The following is a 21,719-nucleotide window of genomic DNA, read 5'->3' as shown; positions in this document are numbered from 1 at the left end:
GTCAGGCAGCCCTGGCGCATTGCGAAGATGCGCCAGAACTGCCGTTCATCGGTGCGCGCCCTAGCGGACACGCGCGTGTGCAGGGGGCGGCTGCTGCTACCAGGGCAGGGCTGGATAGGCCAGCTTGCCTGTCGCGTGTTCCTTCGGCCAGACGATCACCACTTTTTTGTCCTGGTGCTGCGCCATGCGGTGCACGAAGTTCTGGTTGTCGCCATTGGCGGCGAACTGCACCCGGCCGATCAGGGTTTCGCGGTCCGTCTTGCGCATTTCCTCAGCCACGCCGCCTTTCTTGAGCGTGCCCTTGTCGGCCGCGCGTGCGATGGCTTCGAACAGCAGCATCGACTGCACGTAGCCGAACTGGCCCAGGTAGTCCGGTTCTTTCTTGTACAGCTGCTTGTAGGCGTCGCTGAAGGCCTTGCCGTCGGCCGTCTTGAATTCCGTAGGGAAGGGCAGCAGGGCCGTGCCGAACACGTTCGGCATCAGGTCGGGGAAGTCGGCCGCCATTTTCGGCGTGGCCAGCGACCACACGCCCACCATGGCCTTGATTTTCGGTTTGAGCACGCGGGCGGCGCGGATGATGCCCACGTAATCGTTTTCGTAGCCGACCATGGCCACCACTTCAGATTTGTCCTGCAGCTTGATCTTGTTGATGATGGGCTTGAAGTCGGTAATGGCCGGGTCGAACGAATGCGTCGTCACTTTCACACCCTTGGACGTCAGGGCCTTTTCCACGTCTTTCGCCAGGCCCGTGGTGGCGTCCTTGGTCGAATACACGATGGAGACGGACTTGGCGCCCACGTCTTGCAGCAGTCCCAGCATGGCTTTTTCGTAGCCGGCCGTGTTATTGATGCGGAAAAAATTCTTGCGCCCGCTGGTCACCAGGCTGTCGTCCACGCCGCCCGAGGTGATGTAGACGAGGCCCAGTTTATTTGCCGTGTCCGAGGCGGGCGAGATATTGTTCGAGCCATAGCCGCCCGTGATGGCCACCACGCCCTGGCTGGCCAGCTTTTCCACGGCGGCGATGGCCTTGGCGGGCGCCGATTCGTCGTCGACGGTGATGATCTTGATGGTGTGCTTGCCGTTGGTCTTGTTGAAGACCTCGGCGGCGACCATGATGCCTTCCTGCATGCCGGCGCCGACCCTGGCCAGGTTGCCCGTCAGCGGGATTTCCGCGCCGACCAGGAATTCGTCGGCGCTGGCCTGCGTCATCCAGGCGCTGGCAAGCAGCGCTGCCATGGCGATGCGTGTGTATGTGCGTTTCATCGTGTCTCCTCCGGTGATGTGGCTTGGTTTTATTGTCGGGTCTGGTACAACATGGTCAACTTATCGGCGCATTCTGCGCCATTTGCCGCAGCTGCCCTTTTAAAATCTTGCCCGTGGCGGCCGCTGGCAGCGCTTCCATGACGATGATGGCGGATGGGCATTTGTACGGCGACAGGGTTTGCGCCAGCCAGGCCTGCAATTGTGCCACGCTGGCTGGCTGGCGCGGGTCCAGCTCCACATAGGCGATGACGTCCTCGTTGCCATCGTCCAGGGTGCGCCCGACCACTGCCGACTGCACCACGGAGGGATGGGCGTTCAGCGCCGTTTCCACTTCCAGCGGATACACATTGAAGCCGGAGCGGATGATCAGTTCCTTGGTGCGGCCCACGATGAACAGCGCGCCGTCAGGGGCCTGGCGCGCCATGTCGCCCGTATTGAGCCAGCCACCGTCGCGCATGGTGGCCGCCGTCATGGCGGGTTCCTGGTAGTAGCCGGCCATGATGTTCGGCCCGCGTATCCACAATTCTCCCGGCTCGCCCGGCGCCACCTCAAGGCCGTCGACGTCCACCACGCGCACTTCCACGCCGGGTATCGGCGTGCCCACCGAATCGTCGCGGCGCGGCGCTTCCAGGCGCGTCTGGCTGATGGTGGGCGAGCTTTCCGTCATGCCGTAGCCATTGTGCAGCGCGGTGCCCAGCAGCTTTTCCACGTCGCGCTTGAGCGACGGCGCCAATGGCGAGCCGCCCGCATACGCAAAGCGCAGCCGCGTGGGCAGCGGCGTATCGGCGCCGCCCAGGGTTTGCAGCAGCCTGGCGTACATGGCGGGCACGCCCTGGACGATGGTCAAGCCGTCGTCCTTCAGGGCCGCGAGCAGGCCATCGACGGAAAAGCGCGGCACCAGGTACAGGGCGGCGCCCGCATACAGGGTGCCCAGGGCAACGGAGGCCAGGCCGTACACGTGCGAAATCGGCAGCACGCCGTAGGCGCGGTCGCTGCGCGTCAAGCCCCGCAAGGTGCTGGAGACGGCGGCAATGAACAGCAGATTGCGGTGCGTCAGCATGACGCCCTTCGATTGTCCCGTGGTGCCCGTGGTGTAGATCAGCGCGGCCACCTGTTCGTTGCCGGCGACCGTGTCTTCCGCGATGGCTGCGTCGTTCAAGTCGCCCGCCAGCAGCTCGCCCATGCCGTCGACCTTGGCACTGGCCGCGCCCAGACGCGCAGCATGCGCAGCCGCTTCCGGCGAGGCGCCGGCCAGGAACAGCACCCGCCGCGCGGAACTGTGCGTGGCGATGGTGTCGATCTCGCGTGCCGACAGGCGCGCATTGACGTTGACGATCCACGCGTCGATGCTGGCGCAAGCGAAGATCAGCGCCACTTGCAGCGCGCCATTCTCTCCCACCACCATCAGGCGGTCGCCGGCGCGCACGTCCAGCTGGCGCAGCAACTGCGCTGCATTTTCCACACTGTGCTGCAACTGCGCGTAGGTCCAGCTGCGGCCAGCTTCATGCAGCGCCGGCGCGTCCGGCGCGCGCGCGGCCCAGTAGGCGGGAATGGCCGACAGGCGCGCCGGCAAGCCGGCCAGCAAGGCGGGAATATCCATCGCAGCCTCCTTCACTTTTGCGCTGCCTTGATCATGTTGCGGGCGATGACGATCTGCTGGATCTGCGTCGTGCCCTCATAAATGCGGAACAGGCGCACGTCGCGGTAGAAGCGCTCGGCCGCGTATTCGCTGATGTAGCCGGCGCCGCCGTGAATTTGCACGGAGCGGTCGGCGACTCTGCCGCACATTTCGGAGGCGAACAGCTTGCAGCACGACGCTTCCGTCGAGATGTCTTCCTTGTTGTCGCGCCGGCGCGCGCAATCGAGCACCATGCTGCGCGCAGCGTAAATCTCGGCCTTGCTGTCGGCCAGCATGGCCTGGATCAGCTGGAACTCGGCGATGGGCTGGCCGAACTGCTGGCGTTCCATCGCATACGCCAGCGCGTCGGCAAGCATGCGTTCGGCCGCGCCCACGCAGACGGCGGCGATGTGCAAACGGCCTTTGTCGAGCACCTTCATGGCCGTTTTAAAACCCACGCCTTCCTTGCCGCCGATGATGTTCGCGGCCGGCACGCGGCAGTTTTCAAAGATCACATCGCAGGTATGCGCGCCTTGCTGGCCCATCTTTTTATCGATTTTCCCCAGCGAGAGGCCCGGCGTGTCCCTTTCCACGATGAAGGCGGAAATGGCCGAGGCGCCACGCTTGACGGGGTCCGTGCGCGCCATGACGGTAAAAATGCTGGCTTCAGGCGCGTTGGTGATATAGCGCTTGCTGCCGTTGAGGATATAAAAGTCGCCGTCGCGCACGGCGGTGGTGCGCAGGGATGCCGCATCGGAGCCCGATCCCGCTTCCGTCAGGGCGAATGAGCCGATGATTTCGCCGGCCGCCAGTTTCGGCAGGTAATGCCGTTTTTGCGCTTCCGTGCCGTCGATAACGATGCCTTGCGAGCCGATGCCGTTGTTCGTGCCGATCAGCGAGCGGAAGGCGGGCGAGGTGCGGGCGATTTCAAAGGCCACGCGCACTTCCTCTTCCATGCTCAGTTCCAGGCCGCCGTAGGCTTCCGGGATGGACAGGCCGAACAGGCCAAGTTCACGCATCTGCGCCACGATGGCGGGCGGGATCGTATCCGTTTCGGCCACCAGCGCCTCGTTCGGCACCAGCACTTCGCGCACGAAACGGGCGATGCTGTCGAGCAGGATGTTCAGGGTTTCTTCGTCGCGTATCATCGGGGTCCTCGGAGGCGATATTGAGAGAGGGCGCGCAGTCTAACCGCGGCCCAGGTTTTTTTCCACTGTCCTGACCAGGGTTGCCAGGCGCGGTCCCAGGTCACCTTCGAGTTTTTCGCGCGACAGCAAAAAGGCGGGGCCGCCGCAATTGAAGGCCATCACCTGTTCGCCGTCAAAGCCCTGCAAGGGCACACCCACGGCATGCACGTCGTTCTGCCACTCGCCGGCCGAGATGCAAAAGCCCCGGTCCTGGTAATCCTTGAAGCCTTGTTCGATGCCGGCCTTGATGCGCGGCCAGCGCTCCGTCTCATGCGCCCTGGCGTGGTCCATCAGGTAGTCGCGCTCGGCCTGCGGCAGGATGCACAGCAGCGCCTTGCCCATGGCCGTCGTCATCAGGGGGATGCGCGAACCGACGTCGAGACGCAGGGTGACGTTGGCGCTGCTGCGGCAGGTTTCCACGTAGACCATGCTGAGACGGTCGCGCGTGCCCAGCGACACGGAGGCTTGCGCGTGTTCTGCCAGTTCTTCCATCAGCGGACGCGCCATCTTGCGCACGTCGAGGTTCGACAGCATGCGGTAGCCGAGGGCCAGCACGCCGGCGCCCAGCTGGTACTTGCCCAGGCTGTCCGAATAATTGAGGTAGCCGAGTTTAGTGAGGGTGTAGCTAAGGCGCGAAATCGTTGGTTTCGGGATGCCCGTGCGCTTGGCCATCTCCGCGTTCGACAGATAGACTTCGCCGGGGCGAAAGCAGCGCAGCACTTCCAGCCCGCGCGCCAGCGCGTTGACGAACTGGCGGTCCTTGCTTTCCTCGTCATCGCTGAAGGCGATGAGTTCCGGATCTGCTGCGGTCTGAATATTTGTCATATTTGCATTCATTTTCAGGCTCCCTGGAAATCAGTTTGCCTAGCCAAATTCTGCGTGTCAACCGTTTTATGAAACATTCGTTCGCACAGCGAAATGCTGCGGTGCATGAAAATAGTCGGCAAAATTGACCTGCGCATGGGCTTGGACTCTTGTGGTCCGAGCATTGCCATATACGTCTGTATATTGCGCTGTTAGATGATGGCCGCCGTGGACGTATCCGCGGCGGCGGATTGCTTACCTTCCCAGCGCTGTTCGCATGGCCTGGCCCGCCACGTCAAACAATCGCCGCGCAGCTGGCGTCAAGCCCAGCATGTGTATGGACGCATGGATCATGCCGTCGAGCTGCACGCACTCGGCTGCCACGCCGTCGTCGCGCAGGCGCAGCGCATACGCCGCGCCCTCGTCATGCAACGGATCGAATTCGCACACCAGCACGGTCGCCGGCGGCAAGTATTTCAGCGACGCTGCTCGCAGGGGCGCGGCGTAAGCTTGCGCGCCGTCGGCCGGCTTGTTCAGGTACGCCGACCAGCAAAAGCGCATGGCTTCCCGGGTCAGCGAATGGCCCTTCGCATAGCGCTGGTAGGACTGCGTGTCGAAGGAAAAATCGAGCGCCGGGTACAGCAGCAGCTGGTGCGCCAGCGCGGGGCCGGCCTGGTCGCGCGCCATCAGTGCCGCTGCGGCGGCGAGGTTGCCGCCCGCGCTGTCGCCGCCCACGGCCAGTCGTTTTGCATCGATGCCCAGCGCCTCTGCATGGTCCGCCACCCAGCACAGCGCCCGGTAAAAGTCGGCTGGCGGCACGGGGAACTTGTGCTCGGGCGCCAGCCGGTAATCGACGGAAAAAATCACGCAGCCGGTGGCGTTGGCCAGCGCGCGGCAAGGATTGTCGTACAGGTCCAGCGAGCACAGACACCATCCTCCCCCATGCGCAAAGACGATGGCAGGCAAGGGCTGGCCCGTATCCGCGCCGGCCGGCACATAGGCGCGCACAGTCAATGCATGTTCACCGGGCAGCACGTAATCCCTGATCGACGCGACATCTTCCAATGGCCCGTGCAGCTGGCGCAAGCCCGTTTCCGTGGCCGCGCGCAAGTCTGCCAGCGAGGCGGGCGGCGGCGCATCCCTGGTCTGTTCCAGCCAGGCGGCAATCAGCGGATCAAGGCTCATGCCAGCTCTCCGTCCAGGAAGGGCAGCAACTGGGCGATGAACGCTTGCGGCTGTTCTTCCATGATGAAGTGACCGCACTCGGCGACGATAGCGCCTTGTAAATGAACCGCCTTGCCCTGCATGGTCAGCAGGGGCGCGTCATTTGTCGCATGGTCGGCGCCGATGGCCAGCACGGGCATGGCCAGGCTCTTTTTCGCCCGCTCGAGGTTTTGGCGGATGGTTTCGGGAATGGCGCGGTAGTAGGCGAAACCGGCGCGCAGGGCGCCCGGCGTGGCGTAGGCGTCCGCATACACGTCGACGGCCACCTTGTCGCGGCGGTACGACCAGCGGTCGAAAATGAAGCGGATGTATTCGCGCTCCTTGCCCGCCGTGAGCATTTCCGGCAAGTCCAGCACCTGGTTGAACATGAAGTGCCACAGGAAGATGTTGTCGGACGGCGCGACAAAAATCGGCGGCGCGGGCGCCAGGCCGGGGATCACGGCTTCCGTCAGCGCCAGTTTCGTCACGGCTTGCGGGAAATCGCTGGCCAGCGCATAGCCGACCCACATGCCGATGTCGTGGCCGACGACATCGTACTGCGCATGGCCGAGGGCCAGCATGGCGCGGTGCAGGGTGGCCGCCACGGCGCCCGTGTCGTAGCCGCCGGCCGGGCGGTCCGAGTGGCCGCTGCCGGGCGGGTCGATGGCGATGGCCTGGTAGCCGTTGGCGGCCAGGGCTGCCATCACGTGGCGCCAGGCATACCAGGTTTGCGGCCAGCCGGGGATCAGCAGCACGGGTTTTCCTTCGCCGGCAATCACGCAATGCAGGCGCTGGCCGTCGATGCGGACGTAGTCATGTGTAAATTCGTTCATGGGGTTTCCTTGTTTAGTTGTGCTCGATGCCCAGCAATTGCTGGATTTGCTGCGCGCTGACGGGGGCGCCGGCGAAGTCGTCGAAGATCTTGCTCGTTACGGCAATGATGTGGGCGTTGATGAAGGCCACGCCTTCGCGCGCGCCCACTTCCTGATCCTTCAGGCAGCATTCCCATTCCAGGGTGGCCCAGCCCGCGTAATCGTTCTGCGCCATCTTCGAGAAAATCGCCTTGAAGTCGACCTGGCCGTCGCCCAGCGAACGGAAACGCCCGGCGCGGTTTTCCCATGACTGATAGCCGCCGTAAATGCCTTGCCGTCCCGTCGGATTGAATTCCGCATCCTTCACATGGAACATGCGGATGTGCTCCTTGTAGATATCGATGAATTCCAGGTAGTTCAGTTGCTGCAGCACGAAGTGGCTGGGATCGAACAGCATCTTGCAGCGGGGGTGGCGTCCCACTCGCTCGTAAAACATCTCGAAGCTGATGCCGTCATGCAGGTCTTCGCTGGGGTGGATTTCGTAGCACAGGTTGACGCCCTGTTCCTCGCACACGTCGAGGATGGGCAGCCAGCGGCGCGCCAGTTCGTCGAAAGCCGTTTCGATCAGGCCGGGCGGGCGTTGCGGGAACGGGAACAAATATGGCCAGGCAAACGAGCCGGAAAACGTGCCCATTTCCGTCAGGCCCAGGCGTTTCGAGGCCATGGCCGCCAGCTTGACCTGCTCGATGGCCCATGCCGTGCGTGCTGCCGGCTGGCCATGCAGGTGTTCCGGCGCGAAGCTGTCGCACAGCGCGTCGTAGGCGGGATGCACGGCCACCAGCTGGCCGAAGATGTGCGTCGTCAGTTCGCTGATGACCAGGCCATGGCCGGCCAGCATGGCGATCAGTTCATCGCAGTATTGCTGGCTGTGGGCGGCTTGCGCCACGTCGAACAGACGCGCATCCCAGGCGGGAATCTGCAAAGCCTTGAAGCCCATGCCGGCCGCCCACTCGGCGATGGCGGGCAGGGTGTTGAAGGGCGCCGTGTCGGCGGCGAATTGGGCCAGGTGCAGGCTGGGTCCTTGGACGGTTTTCATATCGGCTCCTATTGTTTGTCGATTGACAAAGAATAGGTGAAATTGTTGGCCTGGTCAAGGCGTCGATGCAAAATAAATCGTGAAGGCGGGTTGCGTGCCAGGCGTTATACTGGCCGCCAGTTCGTAAGCAGAGGATGAAAATGGCGGGAAGACCGAGGGAATTCGACCGCGCGCTGGCGCTGGAAAAAGCGCGCGACGCCTTCTGGACGCGCGGCTACGAGGGCGTGTCGATGGCCGACCTGGTGGCGGCGCTGGGCATCGCCTCGGCGCGCATTTATGCGGCGTTCGGCTCGAAGGAGCAGTTGTTCCGCGAAGCCGTGGAATTGTATGAAACGGGTGAGGGCGCGTTTGCCGTGCATGCCTTGGCCGCGAGCCTGAATGTGCGCGAGGCGGTGGTGCGCATGCTGGAAGAAGCCGTGCTGCTGTACACACGCAGCGGCCAGCCGCAAGGCTGCATGGTGGTAACGGCCGCCACCAACACCAGCGCGGACAACGCGGGCATCGCCGACTGGCTGGCGCAGCACCGCCGCGCGCGCGCGCAAGCCGTCATCGAGCGCCTGCGCGCGGCGCAATTGGCGGGGGAATTGAAAGGGGAGGCGGACGTGCAGGCGCTGGGAGACTACTATGCGGCCTTGCTGCATGGCCTGTCGGTGCAGGCGCGCGATGGCATTCCCGCAGAACGGCTGCTGGCGCTGATTACGCCGGCGATGGCGCCGCTGGCGCTGGCTATGGTGTAGATAGTCTCAGGGCTTCAGGTCTTGACATCGATCAGGCTGCCCAAAGCCTGGTCGGCTGCCTTGACGACATTGGCCAACAGGTTGAAGCCGGCCTTGTAGACGAGGTTATCCGTCAGTTCTGATGCCAGGCCCACGCCGTTCGGCCGGCTTTCGGCCGCCTTGGCCGCATTCGCATTGGCGCCGCTGACGCTTTCGCTGGCGGCCAGCTTGCGTCCTTCGACGGAGAGGGTGACGCCCGTGCCGGCCGGACTGGCTTCCTGGAACTCGGCTTTCTGCGGCTGGAAGCCCGGCGTACTTGCATTGGCGATATTGTTGGCGGCCACATCCAGCGCGCGCTGGTTGGCGGTCAGCCCCGAGGTACCGGTGGTGAGGGCGGCTATGGACATGGCAACTCCTTCAGAAGGCATCCAGTTTACTCCTGTCAGTGGGAAAAGTGTGTTGGTGCAAGGCAACAATTTTTTCGCAGCTGGTGGCCACAAAAATATGTGCGTCACGTAGTTTTAATATTGTTCTGTGCTACTCGCTGTCTGGACAGGCAGCGACGTCATCGACGGAGTCTGCGATTTTCCACCTGGTTTGCCTTATTCCAGTTGTATTCGGTCGATGAAAGCGTCGTTTGGCCGGTCGCCGGCGCCAGTGCGAGCGCCGCTGGTGGCGCGCAATAGGCTGCCGCGCACGATAGTTGTCGCCGAAACGGGGGATGGGCGAATATACTAGGCGAAAAGGGAGGCGTTGCGCTTCCCGTCCGCCCTTATCATCAGCGAGAATTCACCCTTATGGCGTCATCCCCAGAAAACCTCAGCATGGCCGTGTTTTGCGACTTCGAGAACGTCGCGCTCGGCGTGCGAGATGCAAATTACGAAAAATTCGATATCAAGCCCATCCTCGAACGCTTGCTGCTCAAGGGCAGTATTGTTGTCAAGAAGGCATATTGCGACTGGGACCGTTATAAAAGTTTCAAGGGCACCATGCATGAGGCGAACTTCGAACTGATCGAAATTCCCCACGTGCGCCAGTCCGGCAAGAATTCGGCCGACATCCGCCTGGTGGTCGATGCGCTGGACCTGTGCTACACCAAGGCCCACGTGAACACCTTCGTCATCATCAGCGGCGACTCCGACTTTTCGCCACTGGTGTCGAAACTGCGCGAAAACGCCAAGCAGGTGATCGGCGTGGGCGTCAAGCAGTCGACCTCCGACCTGCTGGTGGCCAACTGCGACGAATTCATTTTCTACGATGACCTGGTGCGCGAAAGCCGCCGCACGGCCGCCAAGCGCGATGCGCGCGAAAGCCCGGCTGCGGCCGCCAAGCGCTCGCCCGACGAAGAAGTGCGCCGCAAGGAAAAATACGAGTCGCGCAAGACGGAAGCGATCGAGATGGCCGTCGAGACTTTCGACGCGCTGGTCTCGGAGCGCGGCGACAGCGGCAAGATCTGGGCCTCGATGCTGAAAGAAGCGATCAAGCGCCGCAAGCCCGATTTCAGCGAGTCGTACTACGGTTTCCGCACCTTCGGCAACCTGCTGGAAGAAGCGCAGACGCGCGGCTTGCTGGAATTTGGCCGCGATGAAAAATCGGGCGCCTATGTCTACCGCAGCAGCGGCCTGGTGGCGGCACCTGTCCCAGTGAACGCAGACGCAGCCAGCGAAGCAAGCGGCAACGGCGAGACCGGCGCGACGGCGGAAGACGGCAACAGCCGCGAAGGCGGCAGCCGCCGCGATTCGCGCCGCAATGGCCGTGGCGGCCGCAAGCAGAACGAACAACGCCGCGGCGAAGCGCCACAAGCCTTCGTGCCGGTGGCCGACACGGAAGCAGTCGTCGTCGAGCAGTATGTGCCGGCGCCGCAGCCGGAGGTGCAGCACGAGGTAGCTGCAGCGGTGGCCGAGGTAGTGGCGGAAGAGGGCAACGCCAAGCGCGGTTCGCGCCGCAATGGCCGCGGTGGCCGCAAGAATGGCGATGGCGGCCGCGAAGCGCGCACCGAAGTCGTCGAGGTGGCGGTGGTGGAAGCCATGCCAGTGCCTGAACCTGTAGCCGAAGTGATGGTGGAAGCCGTCGCCGAAGCGAAGCCCAAGGCCAAGCCGCGCACGCCGGCCCGCAAGACTGCAGCGGCGAAAAAGCCGGCCAAGAAGGCGGTTGAGGCTGTAGTGGAAGTCATCGAGCCTGCGCCGGTGGAAGTCGCTCCGGTAGCGGAAGACAAGCCGGCCAGGGCGCCACGCAAGACGCCGGCGCGCCGTCCCGCGCGCAAGAAGGCGGAAGAAGCTTGATTGAAACCCCAAAGCAAGCACTGGGGTCAGACCCGGCGGGTCTGACCCCGGCATTTTGCTGCGTACCTGTACGCCCGGCTTAAGCCATGTACCACGGCGAACGCTTCAACAGCATTTCCCATACGGTAGGCGCCGCCTTGGCGGCCATCGGCGGCGTCATCCTGATCGTCGTGGCGGCCCGCACGGGCGACGCCTGGAAAATCGTCAGCTGCAGCGTGTATGCGGCCATGCTGCTGACCTTGTACCTCACTTCCACCCTGTATCACAGCGTGCGCGGCAAGGCCAAGGCCGTGCTGCAGCGGCTCGACCACTGCGCCATCTACCTGCTCATCGCGGGAACCTACACCCCCTTCATGCTGGTGACCCTGCGCGGACCATGGGGCTGGTCGCTGTTCGGCGTGGTCTGGGGTCTGGCCCTGCTTGGCATCGTGCAGGAATATGTGTACGCGAAAGGCGCGCGCATCCTGTCGCTGGTGATTTACGTGGCCATGGGCTGGCTCATCGTCATCGGCATCAAGCCGCTGCTGGCGGCGCTCGCGTGGAACGGCTTCCTGTGGCTGGTGGCGGGCGGCCTGTGCTACACGGGCGGCATCGCTTTCTATGCCACCGACCACAAGCTGCGTCATGGTCACGGCATCTGGCATCTGTTCGTGCTGGCGGGCAGTAGCTGCCATTTTGTCGCCATTTTGTTCTACGTTGCCTGATGTAGCGAGCAGTCAGGCCGCCCTCCCTGACTATTGCCTGTAATCCATTATAATGCCCTGATCTGTGAAACAAGGGCAAGAATGGATATTAACTCGGACGACCTGAAAATCTTCGTCACCGTCATCGACAGCGGCACCCTGAGCGCGGCCGCCGTACACCTGGGGCAAACCACTTCAGGCGTCAGCCGCGCCCTGTCGCGCCTGGAAGACAAGCTGGCCACGTCGCTGCTGACGCGCACCACGCGCCGCATGGAGCTGACGGAAGAGGGGCAGCTATTCCTGGACAAGGCACGCGCCATCCTCGCCTCGATGGAAGACGTGGAAGAGTCGATCCGCATCCGCCGCCAGAAGCCGGCCGGGCGTTTGTCCGTGGATGCCGCCTCGCCCTTCATGCTGCATTGCGTGGTGCCCCACGTGGCGGAGTTTCGCGCCCTGTACCCGGACATCCGCCTGGAGCTGACCAGCAACGATCAGATTGCCGACCTGCTCGAGCACCGCACCGATATCGCCATCCGCATCGGCGCCCTGGTCGACTCGACCCTGCATGCGCGCCCCCTCAGCGCCAGCCCCCTGCACGTGCTGGCCACGCCCGCCTACCTGGCGCGCCACGGCACCCCGGCCACGCCGGAAGCGCTGTCCGGCCATGCACTGCTGGGCTTTGCCCAATATGAACTGGGCAATCACTGGCCGCTGCGTCACGCAGCCGGCAACAGCCTGCAGATCGTGCCCGCGCTGGCCGCCTCCAGCGGTGAAACCCTGCGCCAGCTGGCCCTGCACGACCAGGGCATCGTCTGCCTGTCCGACTTCATGACGAAGGACGACATCGCCGCCGGCCGCCTGGTCAAAGTGCTTGAATCGTTCTCCACGGGCTACCGCCAGCAGATCCACGCCGTGTATTACCGCAATACGCAGCTGGCGCAGCGCATCAGCTGCTTCCTCGAATTCCTCCAGCAGAAGCTGTAGCCATGGAGACCGGCATGCAGTGTCCGACTTGCGGCGAGTATGGCGACCTGCTGCACGCAACGGTCAAGAGGCGCAAGCGGGTCTGGACGACGACTGGGCCGAGCTCGAGCTCGGGGCAAGGGTGCCGCCGCCGGCTAGTGCATGACGTGCGTTTCTTCCGCCCGCAGCAGCGCCTCCACCTCATGCGCGGGCAGCGGGTGGCTGAAGTAATAGCCTTGCGCCTCGTCGCAGCCATGGCGGCGCAGGTAATCGAGCTGCTCCGCCGTTTCCACGCCTTCGGCCACCACGCGCAACTTCAAATTGTGCGCCAGGGCGATGATGGAAACGACGATGGCCGCATCGTCCGCGTCGCGCGCCACGTCGCCGACGAAACTGCGGTCGATCTTCAGCACGTCGATGGGGAAGGTGCGCAGGTAGGCGAAGCTGGAATAGCCGGTGCCGAAGTCGTCGATCGACAGCTGCACCCCCAGGGCCTTCATGTCGTGCAGCTGGCTGACGGCCAGCGCCACGTCGTGCATGAACAGGCTTTCCGTGAGTTCCAGTTCCAGGCAGGCGGGCGGCAAGCCCGTTTCCAGCAGCACTTCGGCAATTGACGCCACCAGGTTCGGCTCGTTGAACTGGCGCGCCGACAGGTTGACGGCCAGGCGCAGCGTGCCGAGTCCCGCCACATGCCAGCGCTTCACCTGCGCGCATGCTTCGCGCATGACCCAGGCGCCGATCGGCACGATCAGGCCCGTATCTTCCGCCAGCGCGATGAAGCGCTGCGGCGCCACCATGCCCAGCTCCGGATGCTGCCAGCGCAACAGCGCTTCCACGCCGACGATGCGCCCGCTGGCCAGGTCCACCTGCGGCTGGTAATGCAGCACGAACTGCTCGCGTTCGAGCGCGTTGCGCAGCGCCGTCTCGATGCGCAGGCGCTCCAGGGTTGCCTGGTTCATGGCCGTCGTGTAGAACTTGATGTTGTTGCGGCCCTGTTTCTTGGCGCAGTACATGGCGATGTCGGCCTGCTCGATCAGGTTCTGCGTCTCGCCATGCAAGGTCACGTCGCCGGGCGCGTCGTAGCGCGACATGTCGTAGACGGCCACGCCGATGCTGCAGGTGACGAAGAATTCCTTGCCATCTAAGAGTACCGGCTGCGCCACGGCATCCATCACGCGCTGCACGATGGCGCCGCTCAGCACTTCGTCCGCCTGTTCGCACAGGATGGCGACGAATTCATCGCCCGACAGGCGCGCCACCGTATCGCTTTCGCGCAGGCTGGCCTGCAATCGCGTGGCGATGGTTTTCAGCAGCAGGTCGCCGGCCTTGTGGCCCAGGCTGTCATTGACGAACTTGAAACGGTCGAGGTCGATCAGCAGTACCCACAATGCGCGGTTCTTGCGGCGCGACAGGGCCATCGCTTGCGTCAGGCGGTCGCGCAGCAGGGCGCGGTTGGGCAAGCCTGTCAGCACGTCGTGGTGGGCGATGTGCTGGATTTGCTGCTCGGCCAGCTTGCGTTCCGTGATTTCCGAACCCGTGCCCCGGTAGCCGCGAAATTCGCCCAGCTCGTTGAACAGCGGTTCGCCATTGATGCTGAACCAGCGCAGCTGGCCGTCGCGGTCCTGCATCGCATATTCGAGATTGGAGAAGGGCAGGTGCGCTTCCAGGTTGGCGATATGCTGCTTGCCCCAGCGCGAATTGCGCATTTCCGGATTGTTTTCCCAGCGCGTCATGCCGATGAAGCGTTCCAGCGGCATGTTCGACTTGTCCGTAAAACCGCTGGTGATGTGGGTGAAGCAGAAGTTGGCATCCTGTTCCCAGTACCAGTCCGAGGACAGGGCCAGCAGGCGGCGGAAACGCTTCTCGCTTTCCTGCAGAGCGCGCTCTGTGCGCTGGCGCGCCCGCACGTCGGCGCTGAGCAGCTCATTGCTGCGTTTGAGGTCGGCCGTGCGCTGCTCCACCAGCAGTTGCACGCGGCGCGAACGCTGCGTCAGCGACTGCACGAAGGCGGCCGTCAATGTGCTGAACAGCAAGCCCGCGATCAGGGTAAACAGGGAGCCCAGATGGTCGGACAGGAAGGGGCGCGGATGGGCCACCACGCGCACGTGCCAGGGCCGGCCGGCGGAAGTAAAGGCCCCATCATACTGGTTGTGGTAGGCAAAGTGCAGCCAGCGGGGCAGCAATTCCCAGGCGCCGCTCGCTTCATCGGCAGGCGCCTGGCCATGCCGGAAAACCAGTTGGCGCGGGTCGGCGCCGGCGTCCGCGTAGACGCTCAGTTCGAGCTGCGAGTCGCCCAGCAGGTCGGCGCCGGCGAGGATTTTCTGCACCAGTTCTCCCGCGCGCACGATGACCGCCGTATCGCCGATCAGCGCCGCGCGCCGCTGCTGTACCGTTTGCAGGGGCACGCCGTGGCGGTACACGGGGCGCACGATGACGAAGCCTTGCTGCGGTCCCTGCGCCAGGGCCAGCAGGCCGGTGGCGGTGGTCTGGCCGCTCATGATCGATTGTTCCAGCGCGCGCGCCAGCATGCCGCTCGGAGTGACGTTCAAGCCGAAGGCGGGGCGGTTGCCCTGCAAGGGTACGAGGTAGTCCACCACCAGGTAGCTGGCGCGCGTTGTGGCGGGCACGACGACGCCATCGCGCATTTCCATCATGGCGTAGTCGGGCACGATGCGCCGCAGCTCGGCCTCGAACGCCGCGCGCTGCGCATGCGGCACGATACGGTGGAAATTGAAGGCCTGGATGAACGGATGGCGCTGCAGCAGCGGCGTGGTGAAGTCGTGGAACTGTTCCCGTGTGACGGGTACGACTGCGGCAAACAGCTGGTTCGTCGTGGTCAGCACCTCGACTGCGTCGTCCAGCCCCTGCTTGATGGCTGCCACCCTGGCGCCGGCGCGCTGCTGCAGGCTCAGGCTCATCTTGTCGTATTCGAGCTGGCTGATGGCGGCAAACAGCACGGCCGTCACGCTGACGCCGCAGGCAAAAGTCAGCGCGGCCGCAGCGGAAATCGACAATGGCAGGCGGCCACGCAGCATGGTTTTTCCTATCTCACTTCATGGACACATGGGTTCGGCGGCGCCTGCCGCCCCCACGCAGGCCGTAGTTTGTCATAAACCACATCCACCATGCTGATTTTGCACCAAATCACTGCTAATAAGCAACAACATCTATGGCTGGGGAAGTCGACTTTCAGTCGCTGTCCGCACCTGACTGGCGGCGCAAGCGCCACAACTGCCATGCCGGCAGCCAGCGGTTCAGGAACGCCAGGCCGGCCATGCGCCGCCAGCGCACGAGGCGCACCATGCGCACGGCGCGGCCGTCGGCGTCTTGGCCCTGCTCGGGCTTGGCGGCGAAGATGATGCGGTTATTGCCGGCGATGCCGTCGAAGTGGCAGACGGCGCCACGGAATGTGAGCATCAGGCGCGCCAGCATGGCAGGGTAGTGCTCGTCATAACTGAACAGGTTGGCCACCAGCACGCCGCCGGGCAGCAGGGCGCGCAGGCAGTCAGCGTAGAAGCGTGCGCTGCCCAGTGCCGGCGGCAAGCCCGTTTCGTCGTAGCCATCGAGCAGCAGCACGTCGGCGCAGCCCGGATGCTGGCGGATATAGCTGACGGCATCTGTCTCGATGATGCGCAGGCGCGCGTCGTCAGGCGGCAGCAAGAACTGTTCGCGCAGGGCGATCACGTCGGCGCGCAATTCCAGCACCGTGATGGACGTGTCGGGCAGGTGGCGGTGGCAGAATTTCAGCAGCGAGCCGCCGCCCAGGCCTACCATCAGGATGTGGCGGGGACGCGGCACGAACAGGGTAAAGCACATCATGGCGCGCGCATAGCGCAGCAGCAGATGGTCGGGGCGCGACAGCAGCATTTCGCTCTGGATCATGCCGGGCTGGAATTCCAGGCGGCGCCGGTCGCCACAGGTATGCACCTGCGGGGCAAGTGGGGAGGTGCTTCCGTTTTCCGGCATGGGACAACTTCGCTGAGTGGACTGGGGGAGATGCTTTGTTGCATTCAGAGAAATCTGATAAGCTCCCGTGAGCATACCCGATTAATCCGCGCCGAGCATGCGTATATCTGCGCGCAGCGGCACGGCCGCAGTCGGGCACCATGGAGACAAGCATGTTTTTGGATCACCCCATTATTACGGCGACGAACAGTTTTACGGAGCCTGACCGCATCGAGCGGCTGACGCGCGTGTATGGCTACGCGGCGGCGCTGGCCGACCAGGCCGACAATGTCGGCTTCATTGAAAAAGTGGCGCAAATTCACGATCACAAGGGCACTCTCATCGTGTTCTGGCACGAGGCCCCCAGCGACGTGGAAAAGCAGTATTTCGTGCAGGCGTGGGTCAGCAAGATCGGCGACGGCAGCACCAATGTCGAACACGAAATCTGACCTGGCGCGCCGCGCCTGCGCATCGATAGCGTAGCCCATGGATATCAAGACCCTGGTACTGGCCCTGGCCCTCGGCAACCTGAGCCTGTGCGCGGCCCTGTTCTTCTTCGAGTACGAGCGCAAGAAGTCGCTCAGCATGTCCACCTGGGCGGTGGCCAAGCAATGCCAGGCCGTGGCCTGGTGCCTGCTGTATTTCCGCGGCGTGCTGCCCGATTTCCTCTCCATCTTGCTGGGCAACAGCCTGCTGTTTGCCGGCATGGCGCTCGACGCGGGCGCGCTGTGGCAGGCGGCCGGGCGCAGCGGATGGCGCCGTTATGTCTTGCCGGCGCTGGGGTTGTCGGTGGGGCTGTTCGCCGCCTGCTACCTGTTCGATGTGGCGCCGCTGTTGCGCAGCGCCGGCGGTTCGCTGATCGTGGCCGGCTTCTTCCTGGCCGGCGTGGCCGCGCTGTGCCTGAAATGGCGCGAGGCGAGCATGCTGCGCCGCTTCCTCGTCGTCAGTATGGGCCTGCTGTCGCTGCTGATCGCCGCGCGCGGCGTGCTGGCCGCCGCCGTCCCCGCTTTTGACGCGGAGCTGCTGCAGCTGGCCGGTTTCGGCGCCCTGTACCTGATGATGCTGACGAACGCCTTCGGCTATCTGCTGCTGTCGCGTGAAAAGCTGGGCGGCCAGCTGGCGCGCCTGGAAGTGCTCGACGCGGCCACGGGCGTGCCAAACCGGCGCGGCTTTTACCAGGCGCTGGCGCCATGGATGGCGCTGGCGCGCCGGCCCGGCTTGCCGACGGCGCTGGTGGTGCTCAATATCGATCATTTCAAGCGCGTCAACGACAGCTATGGCCATCCGGTGGGCGATGCGGTGCTCAAAACCATCGTCGACACCTGCCGCCAGCAGTTGCGCGACAGTGACCTGATGGGCCGCCTGGGCGGCGCCGAATTCGCCATCCAGTTGCCGCGCACGACCCTGGCCGATGCGCTGATGGTGGCCGAGCGCATCCGCGCCGCCGTCGAAGTGCTGCCCGTCAAGACGGAACGCGCCGTGCTGCAACTGACGGCCAGCCTGGGCGTGACCACCATCCGTGCCGAAGACAGCACCGTCAGCCTGTTCAAGCGCGCTGACGAGGCGCTACAGGCGGCCAAGCAGGCCGGCCGCAACAGGGTGGTGGAGGCGCAGGCCAACAGCATCCTCGATATTTAAATCGGATTACTTCTTGCGTGAGCCCAGCCAGCTGGGTTCCTTGCCGCATTCCTTGGGCAAGAACAGGGCATCGAGGCCAGGATCGCAGCGCCGGTCGGGCGTTTTCATCGGCTCGACGCTGAGCCATTCGCTCTTGGGCAGTATCTTTTCTTCGCGTGGCGCCACGGGTGGCGCGGGTGGCAGGCTGTCTTGCCAGCGCGGCTCTGCGGCGGGCGCGGGCGGGGTGGCCCAGTTCGCGTCTACCTGCGCTGCCTGCGCTGGCGGTGTGTCCGCGTGTGCGGCGGCGCACAGCAAGCTGCCCGCGAAGACGAACGTGCGCATGGCGCTGCTGTTTACGGAAATCATGGTCTGTCCTTGCTCGGTGCCAGAGGGCGGGCCCTGCAGTATGACGCCAGCAGGATGCAAAAAGACAAGAAAATTGCAACGGCATGTTACCAAAGGTACTATAGTTACTGGAAGCAAGGAGGTGCACTGCAGCAAGGTGATCAAGGCGCGGGCCGCCGGCAGCCGGAGGTGTGCATTCCCTAACTTTCATTTAAGCTAAGCAAGTTATGCTGTGGGGTGCACGCTAGGCCCTCTCTTGTCGTCCGCACCGCAGTTCCCCTTTTTTACTCTTGCCAGGCCCATAATGAAAATGCTCAAAACCCTGCCTGTATGGCCGCTTGCCGCCCCGCTTGCCGGCTGGTTGTTCCTCTTCGGCTCCACCTTCAATGTCGGCGGCGCTTACCAGATCCTGCTGGTGGCTGGCCTGATCGGCAGCGTGCTGGCCGCCGTGTACCACGCGGAAGTGGTGGCGCACCGCATCGGCGAACCGTATGGCACCCTGGTGCTGGCGCTGGCCGTGACCCTGATCGAGGTGGCGCTGATCGTCTCGCTGATGCTGGCAGGCGGACCGGAAACGACGGGCCTGGCGCGCGACACCGTGTTTGCCGCCATCATGATCATCTTGAACGGCATCGTCGGCATCTGCCTGCTGCTGGGCGCCGGGCGCCACCGCGAGCAGACCTTCGGCTTGCTGGGCGTGAGTGCTTCGCTTGCCACGCTGGCGGCCATCGCCGTGTTGACCCTGGTGCTGCCGAACTACACATCGAGCGCCGCCGGCCCCTTCTACAATTCCAGCCAGCTGATCTTCATCGCCGTGATCTCGCTGGTCCTGTACGGCACCTTCGTGCTGGTGCAGACGGTGCGCCACCGCGATTACTTCCTGCCCAAGGAAGCCGTCGGTGACGAAGAAGTGCATGCGGCGCCGCCGACGCCCACCGTCGCCTGGGTCAGCGCCGGCGCGCTGCTGGTGTGCCTGGGTGCCGTGGTGCTGCTGGCCAAATCGCTGGCGCCCGCGCTGGAGACGGCGATTGCCGCCATGGGCGCGCCGAAAACCCTGGTCGGCATCGTCATCGCCGCCATCGTGCTGCTGCCCGAAGGCCTGGCCGCCGTGCGCGCCGCGCGCGCCAACCGGCTGCAAACGAGCCTGAACCTGGCGCTCGGCTCCGCGCTGGCCAGCATCGGCCTGACGATACCCGCCGTGGTGGTGGTGTCGCTGGCCACGGGCCTGACGATTACCCTGGGACTCGATATCAAGTCGACAGTGCTGTTGCTGCTGTCGTTGATGGTTGCCACCCTGTCGCTGGGCACGGGCCGTACCACGGTCATGCAGGGCACGGTGCATCTGGTGATTTTTGCGGTCTATTTATTTACCACCATCGTGCCGTAGAACACCTGTCAAAACCTACTGCGCGTCGGAATTTATGGTCTGCGATGCTCACTGTACCTTCGTACAGTTGCGCGTCTCAACCACAACTTCCTTCCGCTCGCTACGGTTTTGTCAGGTGTTCTTGAGCGTTACTGTTGCTCGCCGTTTTGTCACAATCCTGTCACGCCGCTGTCATACGATGGGGGTAGTGTGGTAGGATTTTTAAATCGTTTAAATGATTTATATAGTTTAGCAACTGAGTTTGCCAACTTTTTCGGTTGGCACAGTAATGACAAGACAAGAGGCCAGTATGTATGCAGCGGTGGACCTGGGGTCCAACAGTTTTCGTTTACACGTCGGCAAGCATGATGGCGACACGATCCGCGTGGTCAAGAGCGTGCGCGACCCGATACGCCTGGCCGCCGGCCTGGACGCCAATGGCGACCTGACCGAGGCGGCCATGCAGGGCGCGCTGGCCTGCTTGCAGCGCTTTCGCGCCATCCTCGCCGGCTTCGAACTCGATGCCGTGCGCGTGGTGGCCACGTCGGCCATGCGCGTGGCGCGCAACGGCGCCGTCTTCCTGCCGCTGGCCGAGCAAGCCATCGGCTACCCGATCGAGATTATCTCGGGCGAGGAGGAGGGGCGTTTGATCTACATGGGCGTGGCCAATGCGCTGGCCATTCCCGGCGAACGCCGGCTGGTGATGGATATCGGCGGCGGTTCGACCGAATTGATACTGGGGCGCGGCAACGATATCGAGCGCGTCGAGTCGTTCAGCCTGGGCACCGTCAAGCAAAGCCTGTCGTTCTTCATCGGCGGGCGCATCGACGCGCCGTCGTTCGAGGCGGCCATCCTGTCGGCGCGCAGCCATTTCGAGGATGCGGCGCCGCCGTACCGCCCGCAGCACTGGAAGACGGCCTACGGCTCTTCCGGCACCATCCGCACCATCGCCGACATCATCGCCCGCAACAAGCTGGGCGACGGCTTGCTCACGAGCGCCAGCCTCGATGCGCTGGCGCGCCGCTTCATCGAACTCGGTCACACCAGCCGTATCGACATGCCCGGCTTGCGCCCCGACCGTGCCAGCACCATCGTCGGCGGCCTGGCCATCTTGATCGGCCTGTTCCGCGAACTGGCCATTCCCGCCATGACGCCGATTGAGGCGGGCTTGCGCATGGGCGTGATGTGGGATCTGTACCTGCGTTCGACCAAGCGCGACCGCCGCGAGCAGTCGGTACAGGGCTGCATGGAGAAATTTCATATCGACCAGCAGCGCGCCAACCGGGTGGCCGAACAGGCGCTGGCCATGTATGCGCAGCTCAAGCCCGCGTCGGACGCCCTGGTGAAATGCCTGCGCTGGAGCAGCCTGCTGCACGAAGTGGGCCTGGCCGTGTCGCAGACGGGCTACCACAAGCACGCTTCCTATATCGTGGAAAACGCGGACTTGCCCGGCTTTACCACGCGCGAACAGAAGACCATGAGCCGGCTGATCCTGGCGCAGAAGGGCAACTTGCGCAAGATCGGCGAGGTGCTGTCCGACCCCGATTTCGCCAAGGCCGTGTTGGCGCTGCGCCTGTCGATTTTGCTCATGCATGCGCGCATCGAAGCCGATTTCAGCGAACTGCGCCTGCGCATGAAGAGCCGCATCGAACTCGATATCAAGCGCGGCTGGGTGGCGCACCATCCCACCGTGTCGTTCTGGATCGAGAAGGAGCAGGAATTCTGGGATGAGGTCGGGGTCGATTTCACGATACGCGCCAGCGCGTGAGGAGGGGGCAGTATTGACGCAATTTGATGTGCAGCAAGCAAGGTTTCAAAA

19 protein-coding genes are annotated in these 21,719 nt (G+C 63.9%); 8 read left to right on the top strand and 11 right to left on the bottom strand.

The window, feature by feature from the left end; all coding sequences use genetic code 11:
* Positions 1-96: 96 nt before the first annotated feature.
* From ACQ4WS_RS16580 to ACQ4WS_RS16550, 7 genes are all read right to left on the bottom strand, one after another.
* Positions 97-1,263 (bottom strand): ABC transporter substrate-binding protein, encoded by a 1,167-nt coding sequence (locus tag ACQ4WS_RS16580; RefSeq protein ID WP_436478008.1) that lies wholly within the window; start codon positions 1,261-1,263, stop codon positions 97-99.
* Positions 1,264-1,318: 55 nt separating this feature from the next.
* The gene (locus ACQ4WS_RS16575) at positions 1,319-2,863 is read right to left on the bottom strand and encodes a class I adenylate-forming enzyme family protein (protein ID WP_436478006.1); all 1,545 of its coding nucleotides are present in this window, start codon (positions 2,861-2,863) and stop codon (positions 1,319-1,321) included.
* Between the two features lie 11 nt (positions 2,864-2,874).
* The gene (locus ACQ4WS_RS16570) at positions 2,875-4,029 is read right to left on the bottom strand and encodes an acyl-CoA dehydrogenase family protein (RefSeq protein ID WP_436478004.1); all 1,155 of its coding nucleotides are present in this window, start codon (positions 4,027-4,029) and stop codon (positions 2,875-2,877) included.
* A 39-nt stretch (positions 4,030-4,068) separates the two neighbouring features.
* On the bottom strand, positions 4,069-4,893 hold the full coding sequence (locus tag ACQ4WS_RS16565; protein ID WP_436478002.1) for an IclR family transcriptional regulator: 825 nt from the start codon (positions 4,891-4,893) through the stop codon (positions 4,069-4,071).
* 234 nt (positions 4,894-5,127) lie between these two features.
* Positions 5,128-6,057 carry an alpha/beta hydrolase gene (locus ACQ4WS_RS16560; RefSeq protein WP_436478000.1) on the bottom strand — a complete coding sequence of 310 codons (930 nt, stop codon included), beginning with the start codon at positions 6,055-6,057 and terminating at the stop codon, positions 5,128-5,130.
* Positions 6,054-6,908, bottom strand: coding sequence for an alpha/beta fold hydrolase (locus ACQ4WS_RS16555; protein WP_436477998.1), 855 nt, complete (start codon positions 6,906-6,908; stop codon positions 6,054-6,056). Before ACQ4WS_RS16555 ends, ACQ4WS_RS16560 begins: the two co-directional genes overlap by 4 nt.
* Before the next feature lie 13 nt (positions 6,909-6,921).
* A complete protein-coding gene (locus ACQ4WS_RS16550) occupies positions 6,922-7,983 on the bottom strand; it encodes a sugar phosphate isomerase/epimerase family protein (protein WP_436477996.1) in 1,062 nt (353 codons plus the stop codon).
* A gap of 140 nt (positions 7,984-8,123) precedes the next feature.
* Between ACQ4WS_RS16550 and ACQ4WS_RS16545 the strand changes: the two genes are divergently transcribed.
* Positions 8,124-8,720 carry a TetR/AcrR family transcriptional regulator gene (locus ACQ4WS_RS16545; RefSeq protein WP_436477994.1) on the top strand — a complete coding sequence of 199 codons (597 nt, stop codon included), beginning with the start codon at positions 8,124-8,126 and terminating at the stop codon, positions 8,718-8,720.
* 14 nt (positions 8,721-8,734) lie between these two features.
* On the opposite strand, the gene ACQ4WS_RS16540 is transcribed toward ACQ4WS_RS16545, so the two are convergent.
* Complete coding sequence (locus ACQ4WS_RS16540) at positions 8,735-9,106, bottom strand: flagellar basal body protein (RefSeq protein WP_436477992.1); 372 nt, start codon at positions 9,104-9,106, stop codon at positions 8,735-8,737.
* A gap of 390 nt (positions 9,107-9,496) precedes the next feature.
* Here ACQ4WS_RS16540 and ACQ4WS_RS16535 point away from each other — a divergent pair, with 390 nt between their 5' ends.
* The 3 genes from ACQ4WS_RS16535 to ACQ4WS_RS16525 all read left to right on the top strand — a co-directional run bounded on the left by ACQ4WS_RS16535 (position 9,497) and on the right by ACQ4WS_RS16525 (position 12,648).
* On the top strand, positions 9,497-10,981 hold the full coding sequence (locus ACQ4WS_RS16535; protein ID WP_436477990.1) for an NYN domain-containing protein: 1,485 nt from the start codon (positions 9,497-9,499) through the stop codon (positions 10,979-10,981).
* 86 nt (positions 10,982-11,067) lie between these two features.
* A complete protein-coding gene (gene trhA, locus ACQ4WS_RS16530; RefSeq protein WP_436477988.1) occupies positions 11,068-11,685 on the top strand; it encodes a PAQR family membrane homeostasis protein TrhA in 618 nt (205 codons plus the stop codon).
* Between the two features lie 81 nt (positions 11,686-11,766).
* A complete protein-coding gene (locus ACQ4WS_RS16525; protein ID WP_436477986.1) occupies positions 11,767-12,648 on the top strand; it encodes a LysR substrate-binding domain-containing protein in 882 nt (293 codons plus the stop codon).
* A gap of 134 nt (positions 12,649-12,782) precedes the next feature.
* Here ACQ4WS_RS16525 and ACQ4WS_RS16520 read toward each other — a convergent pair whose 3' ends face one another.
* Entirely contained in the window at positions 12,783-15,662 is a 2,880-nt protein-coding gene (locus ACQ4WS_RS16520) for a bifunctional diguanylate cyclase/phosphodiesterase (RefSeq protein WP_436477984.1), read from the bottom strand.
* Positions 15,663-15,816: 154 nt separating this feature from the next.
* Positions 15,817-16,593, bottom strand: a complete 777-nt coding sequence (locus ACQ4WS_RS16515) for a spermine/spermidine synthase domain-containing protein (RefSeq protein ID WP_436477982.1) — start codon at positions 16,591-16,593, stop codon at positions 15,817-15,819.
* A 152-nt stretch (positions 16,594-16,745) separates the two neighbouring features.
* Here ACQ4WS_RS16515 and ACQ4WS_RS16510 point away from each other — a divergent pair, with 152 nt between their 5' ends.
* Both ACQ4WS_RS16510 and ACQ4WS_RS16505 read left to right on the top strand, forming a co-directional pair.
* Positions 16,746-17,021 carry a hypothetical protein gene (locus ACQ4WS_RS16510; protein ID WP_436477980.1) on the top strand — a complete coding sequence of 92 codons (276 nt, stop codon included), beginning with the start codon at positions 16,746-16,748 and terminating at the stop codon, positions 17,019-17,021.
* A gap of 37 nt (positions 17,022-17,058) precedes the next feature.
* Positions 17,059-18,210, top strand: coding sequence for a GGDEF domain-containing protein (locus tag ACQ4WS_RS16505; RefSeq protein ID WP_436477978.1), 1,152 nt, complete (start codon positions 17,059-17,061; stop codon positions 18,208-18,210).
* 6 nt (positions 18,211-18,216) lie between these two features.
* Here the strand turns inward: ACQ4WS_RS16505 and ACQ4WS_RS16500 are convergent, their stop codons facing one another.
* Positions 18,217-18,555 (bottom strand): hypothetical protein, encoded by a 339-nt coding sequence (locus ACQ4WS_RS16500; RefSeq protein WP_436477976.1) that lies wholly within the window; start codon positions 18,553-18,555, stop codon positions 18,217-18,219.
* Between the two features lie 283 nt (positions 18,556-18,838).
* On the opposite strand from ACQ4WS_RS16500, the gene ACQ4WS_RS16495 reads away from it, so the two are divergent.
* Both ACQ4WS_RS16495 and ACQ4WS_RS16490 read left to right on the top strand, forming a co-directional pair.
* Positions 18,839-19,921 (top strand): calcium:cation antiporter, encoded by a 1,083-nt coding sequence (locus tag ACQ4WS_RS16495; protein WP_436477974.1) that lies wholly within the window; start codon positions 18,839-18,841, stop codon positions 19,919-19,921.
* 289 nt (positions 19,922-20,210) lie between these two features.
* A complete protein-coding gene (locus ACQ4WS_RS16490; RefSeq protein WP_436478111.1) occupies positions 20,211-21,668 on the top strand; it encodes a Ppx/GppA phosphatase family protein in 1,458 nt (485 codons plus the stop codon).
* Positions 21,669-21,719 lie beyond the last annotated feature (51 nt).

The organism is Janthinobacterium leeuwenhoeki, from assembly GCF_051380795.1.
In the GTDB taxonomy this organism is placed as follows: domain Bacteria; phylum Pseudomonadota; class Gammaproteobacteria; order Burkholderiales; family Burkholderiaceae_D; genus Janthinobacterium.
The sequence above is the reverse complement of the archived record's forward strand: the minus strand, read 5'-3'. Positions and strand labels throughout refer to the sequence as shown.

Coding starts and splice junctions, on each gene's coding strand:
- ACQ4WS_RS16570 (WP_436478004.1), bottom strand. CDS start 4,029: ATGATACGCGACGAAGAAACCCTGAACATCCTGCTCGACAGCATCGCC.
- ACQ4WS_RS16515 (WP_436477982.1), bottom strand. CDS start 16,593: ATGCCGGAAAACGGAAGCACCTCCCCACTTGCCCCGCAGGTGCATACC.
- ACQ4WS_RS16555 (WP_436477998.1), bottom strand. CDS start 6,908: ATGAACGAATTTACACATGACTACGTCCGCATCGACGGCCAGCGCCTG.
- ACQ4WS_RS16520 (WP_436477984.1), bottom strand. CDS start 15,662: ATGCTGCGTGGCCGCCTGCCATTGTCGATTTCCGCTGCGGCCGCGCTG.
- ACQ4WS_RS16580 (WP_436478008.1), bottom strand. CDS start 1,263: ATGAAACGCACATACACACGCATCGCCATGGCAGCGCTGCTTGCCAGC.
- trhA (WP_436477988.1), top strand. CDS start 11,068: ATGTACCACGGCGAACGCTTCAACAGCATTTCCCATACGGTAGGCGCC.
- ACQ4WS_RS16575 (WP_436478006.1), bottom strand. CDS start 2,863: ATGGATATTCCCGCCTTGCTGGCCGGCTTGCCGGCGCGCCTGTCGGCC.
- ACQ4WS_RS16545 (WP_436477994.1), top strand. CDS start 8,124: ATGGCGGGAAGACCGAGGGAATTCGACCGCGCGCTGGCGCTGGAAAAA.
- ACQ4WS_RS16505 (WP_436477978.1), top strand. CDS start 17,059: ATGGATATCAAGACCCTGGTACTGGCCCTGGCCCTCGGCAACCTGAGC.
- ACQ4WS_RS16550 (WP_436477996.1), bottom strand. CDS start 7,983: ATGAAAACCGTCCAAGGACCCAGCCTGCACCTGGCCCAATTCGCCGCC.
- ACQ4WS_RS16500 (WP_436477976.1), bottom strand. CDS start 18,555: ATGATTTCCGTAAACAGCAGCGCCATGCGCACGTTCGTCTTCGCGGGC.
- ACQ4WS_RS16490 (WP_436478111.1), top strand. CDS start 20,211: ATGTATGCAGCGGTGGACCTGGGGTCCAACAGTTTTCGTTTACACGTC.
- ACQ4WS_RS16495 (WP_436477974.1), top strand. CDS start 18,839: ATGAAAATGCTCAAAACCCTGCCTGTATGGCCGCTTGCCGCCCCGCTT.
- ACQ4WS_RS16525 (WP_436477986.1), top strand. CDS start 11,767: ATGGATATTAACTCGGACGACCTGAAAATCTTCGTCACCGTCATCGAC.
- ACQ4WS_RS16540 (WP_436477992.1), bottom strand. CDS start 9,106: ATGTCCATAGCCGCCCTCACCACCGGTACCTCGGGGCTGACCGCCAAC.
- ACQ4WS_RS16560 (WP_436478000.1), bottom strand. CDS start 6,057: ATGAGCCTTGATCCGCTGATTGCCGCCTGGCTGGAACAGACCAGGGAT.
- ACQ4WS_RS16510 (WP_436477980.1), top strand. CDS start 16,746: ATGTTTTTGGATCACCCCATTATTACGGCGACGAACAGTTTTACGGAG.
- ACQ4WS_RS16565 (WP_436478002.1), bottom strand. CDS start 4,893: ATGACAAATATTCAGACCGCAGCAGATCCGGAACTCATCGCCTTCAGC.
- ACQ4WS_RS16535 (WP_436477990.1), top strand. CDS start 9,497: ATGGCGTCATCCCCAGAAAACCTCAGCATGGCCGTGTTTTGCGACTTC.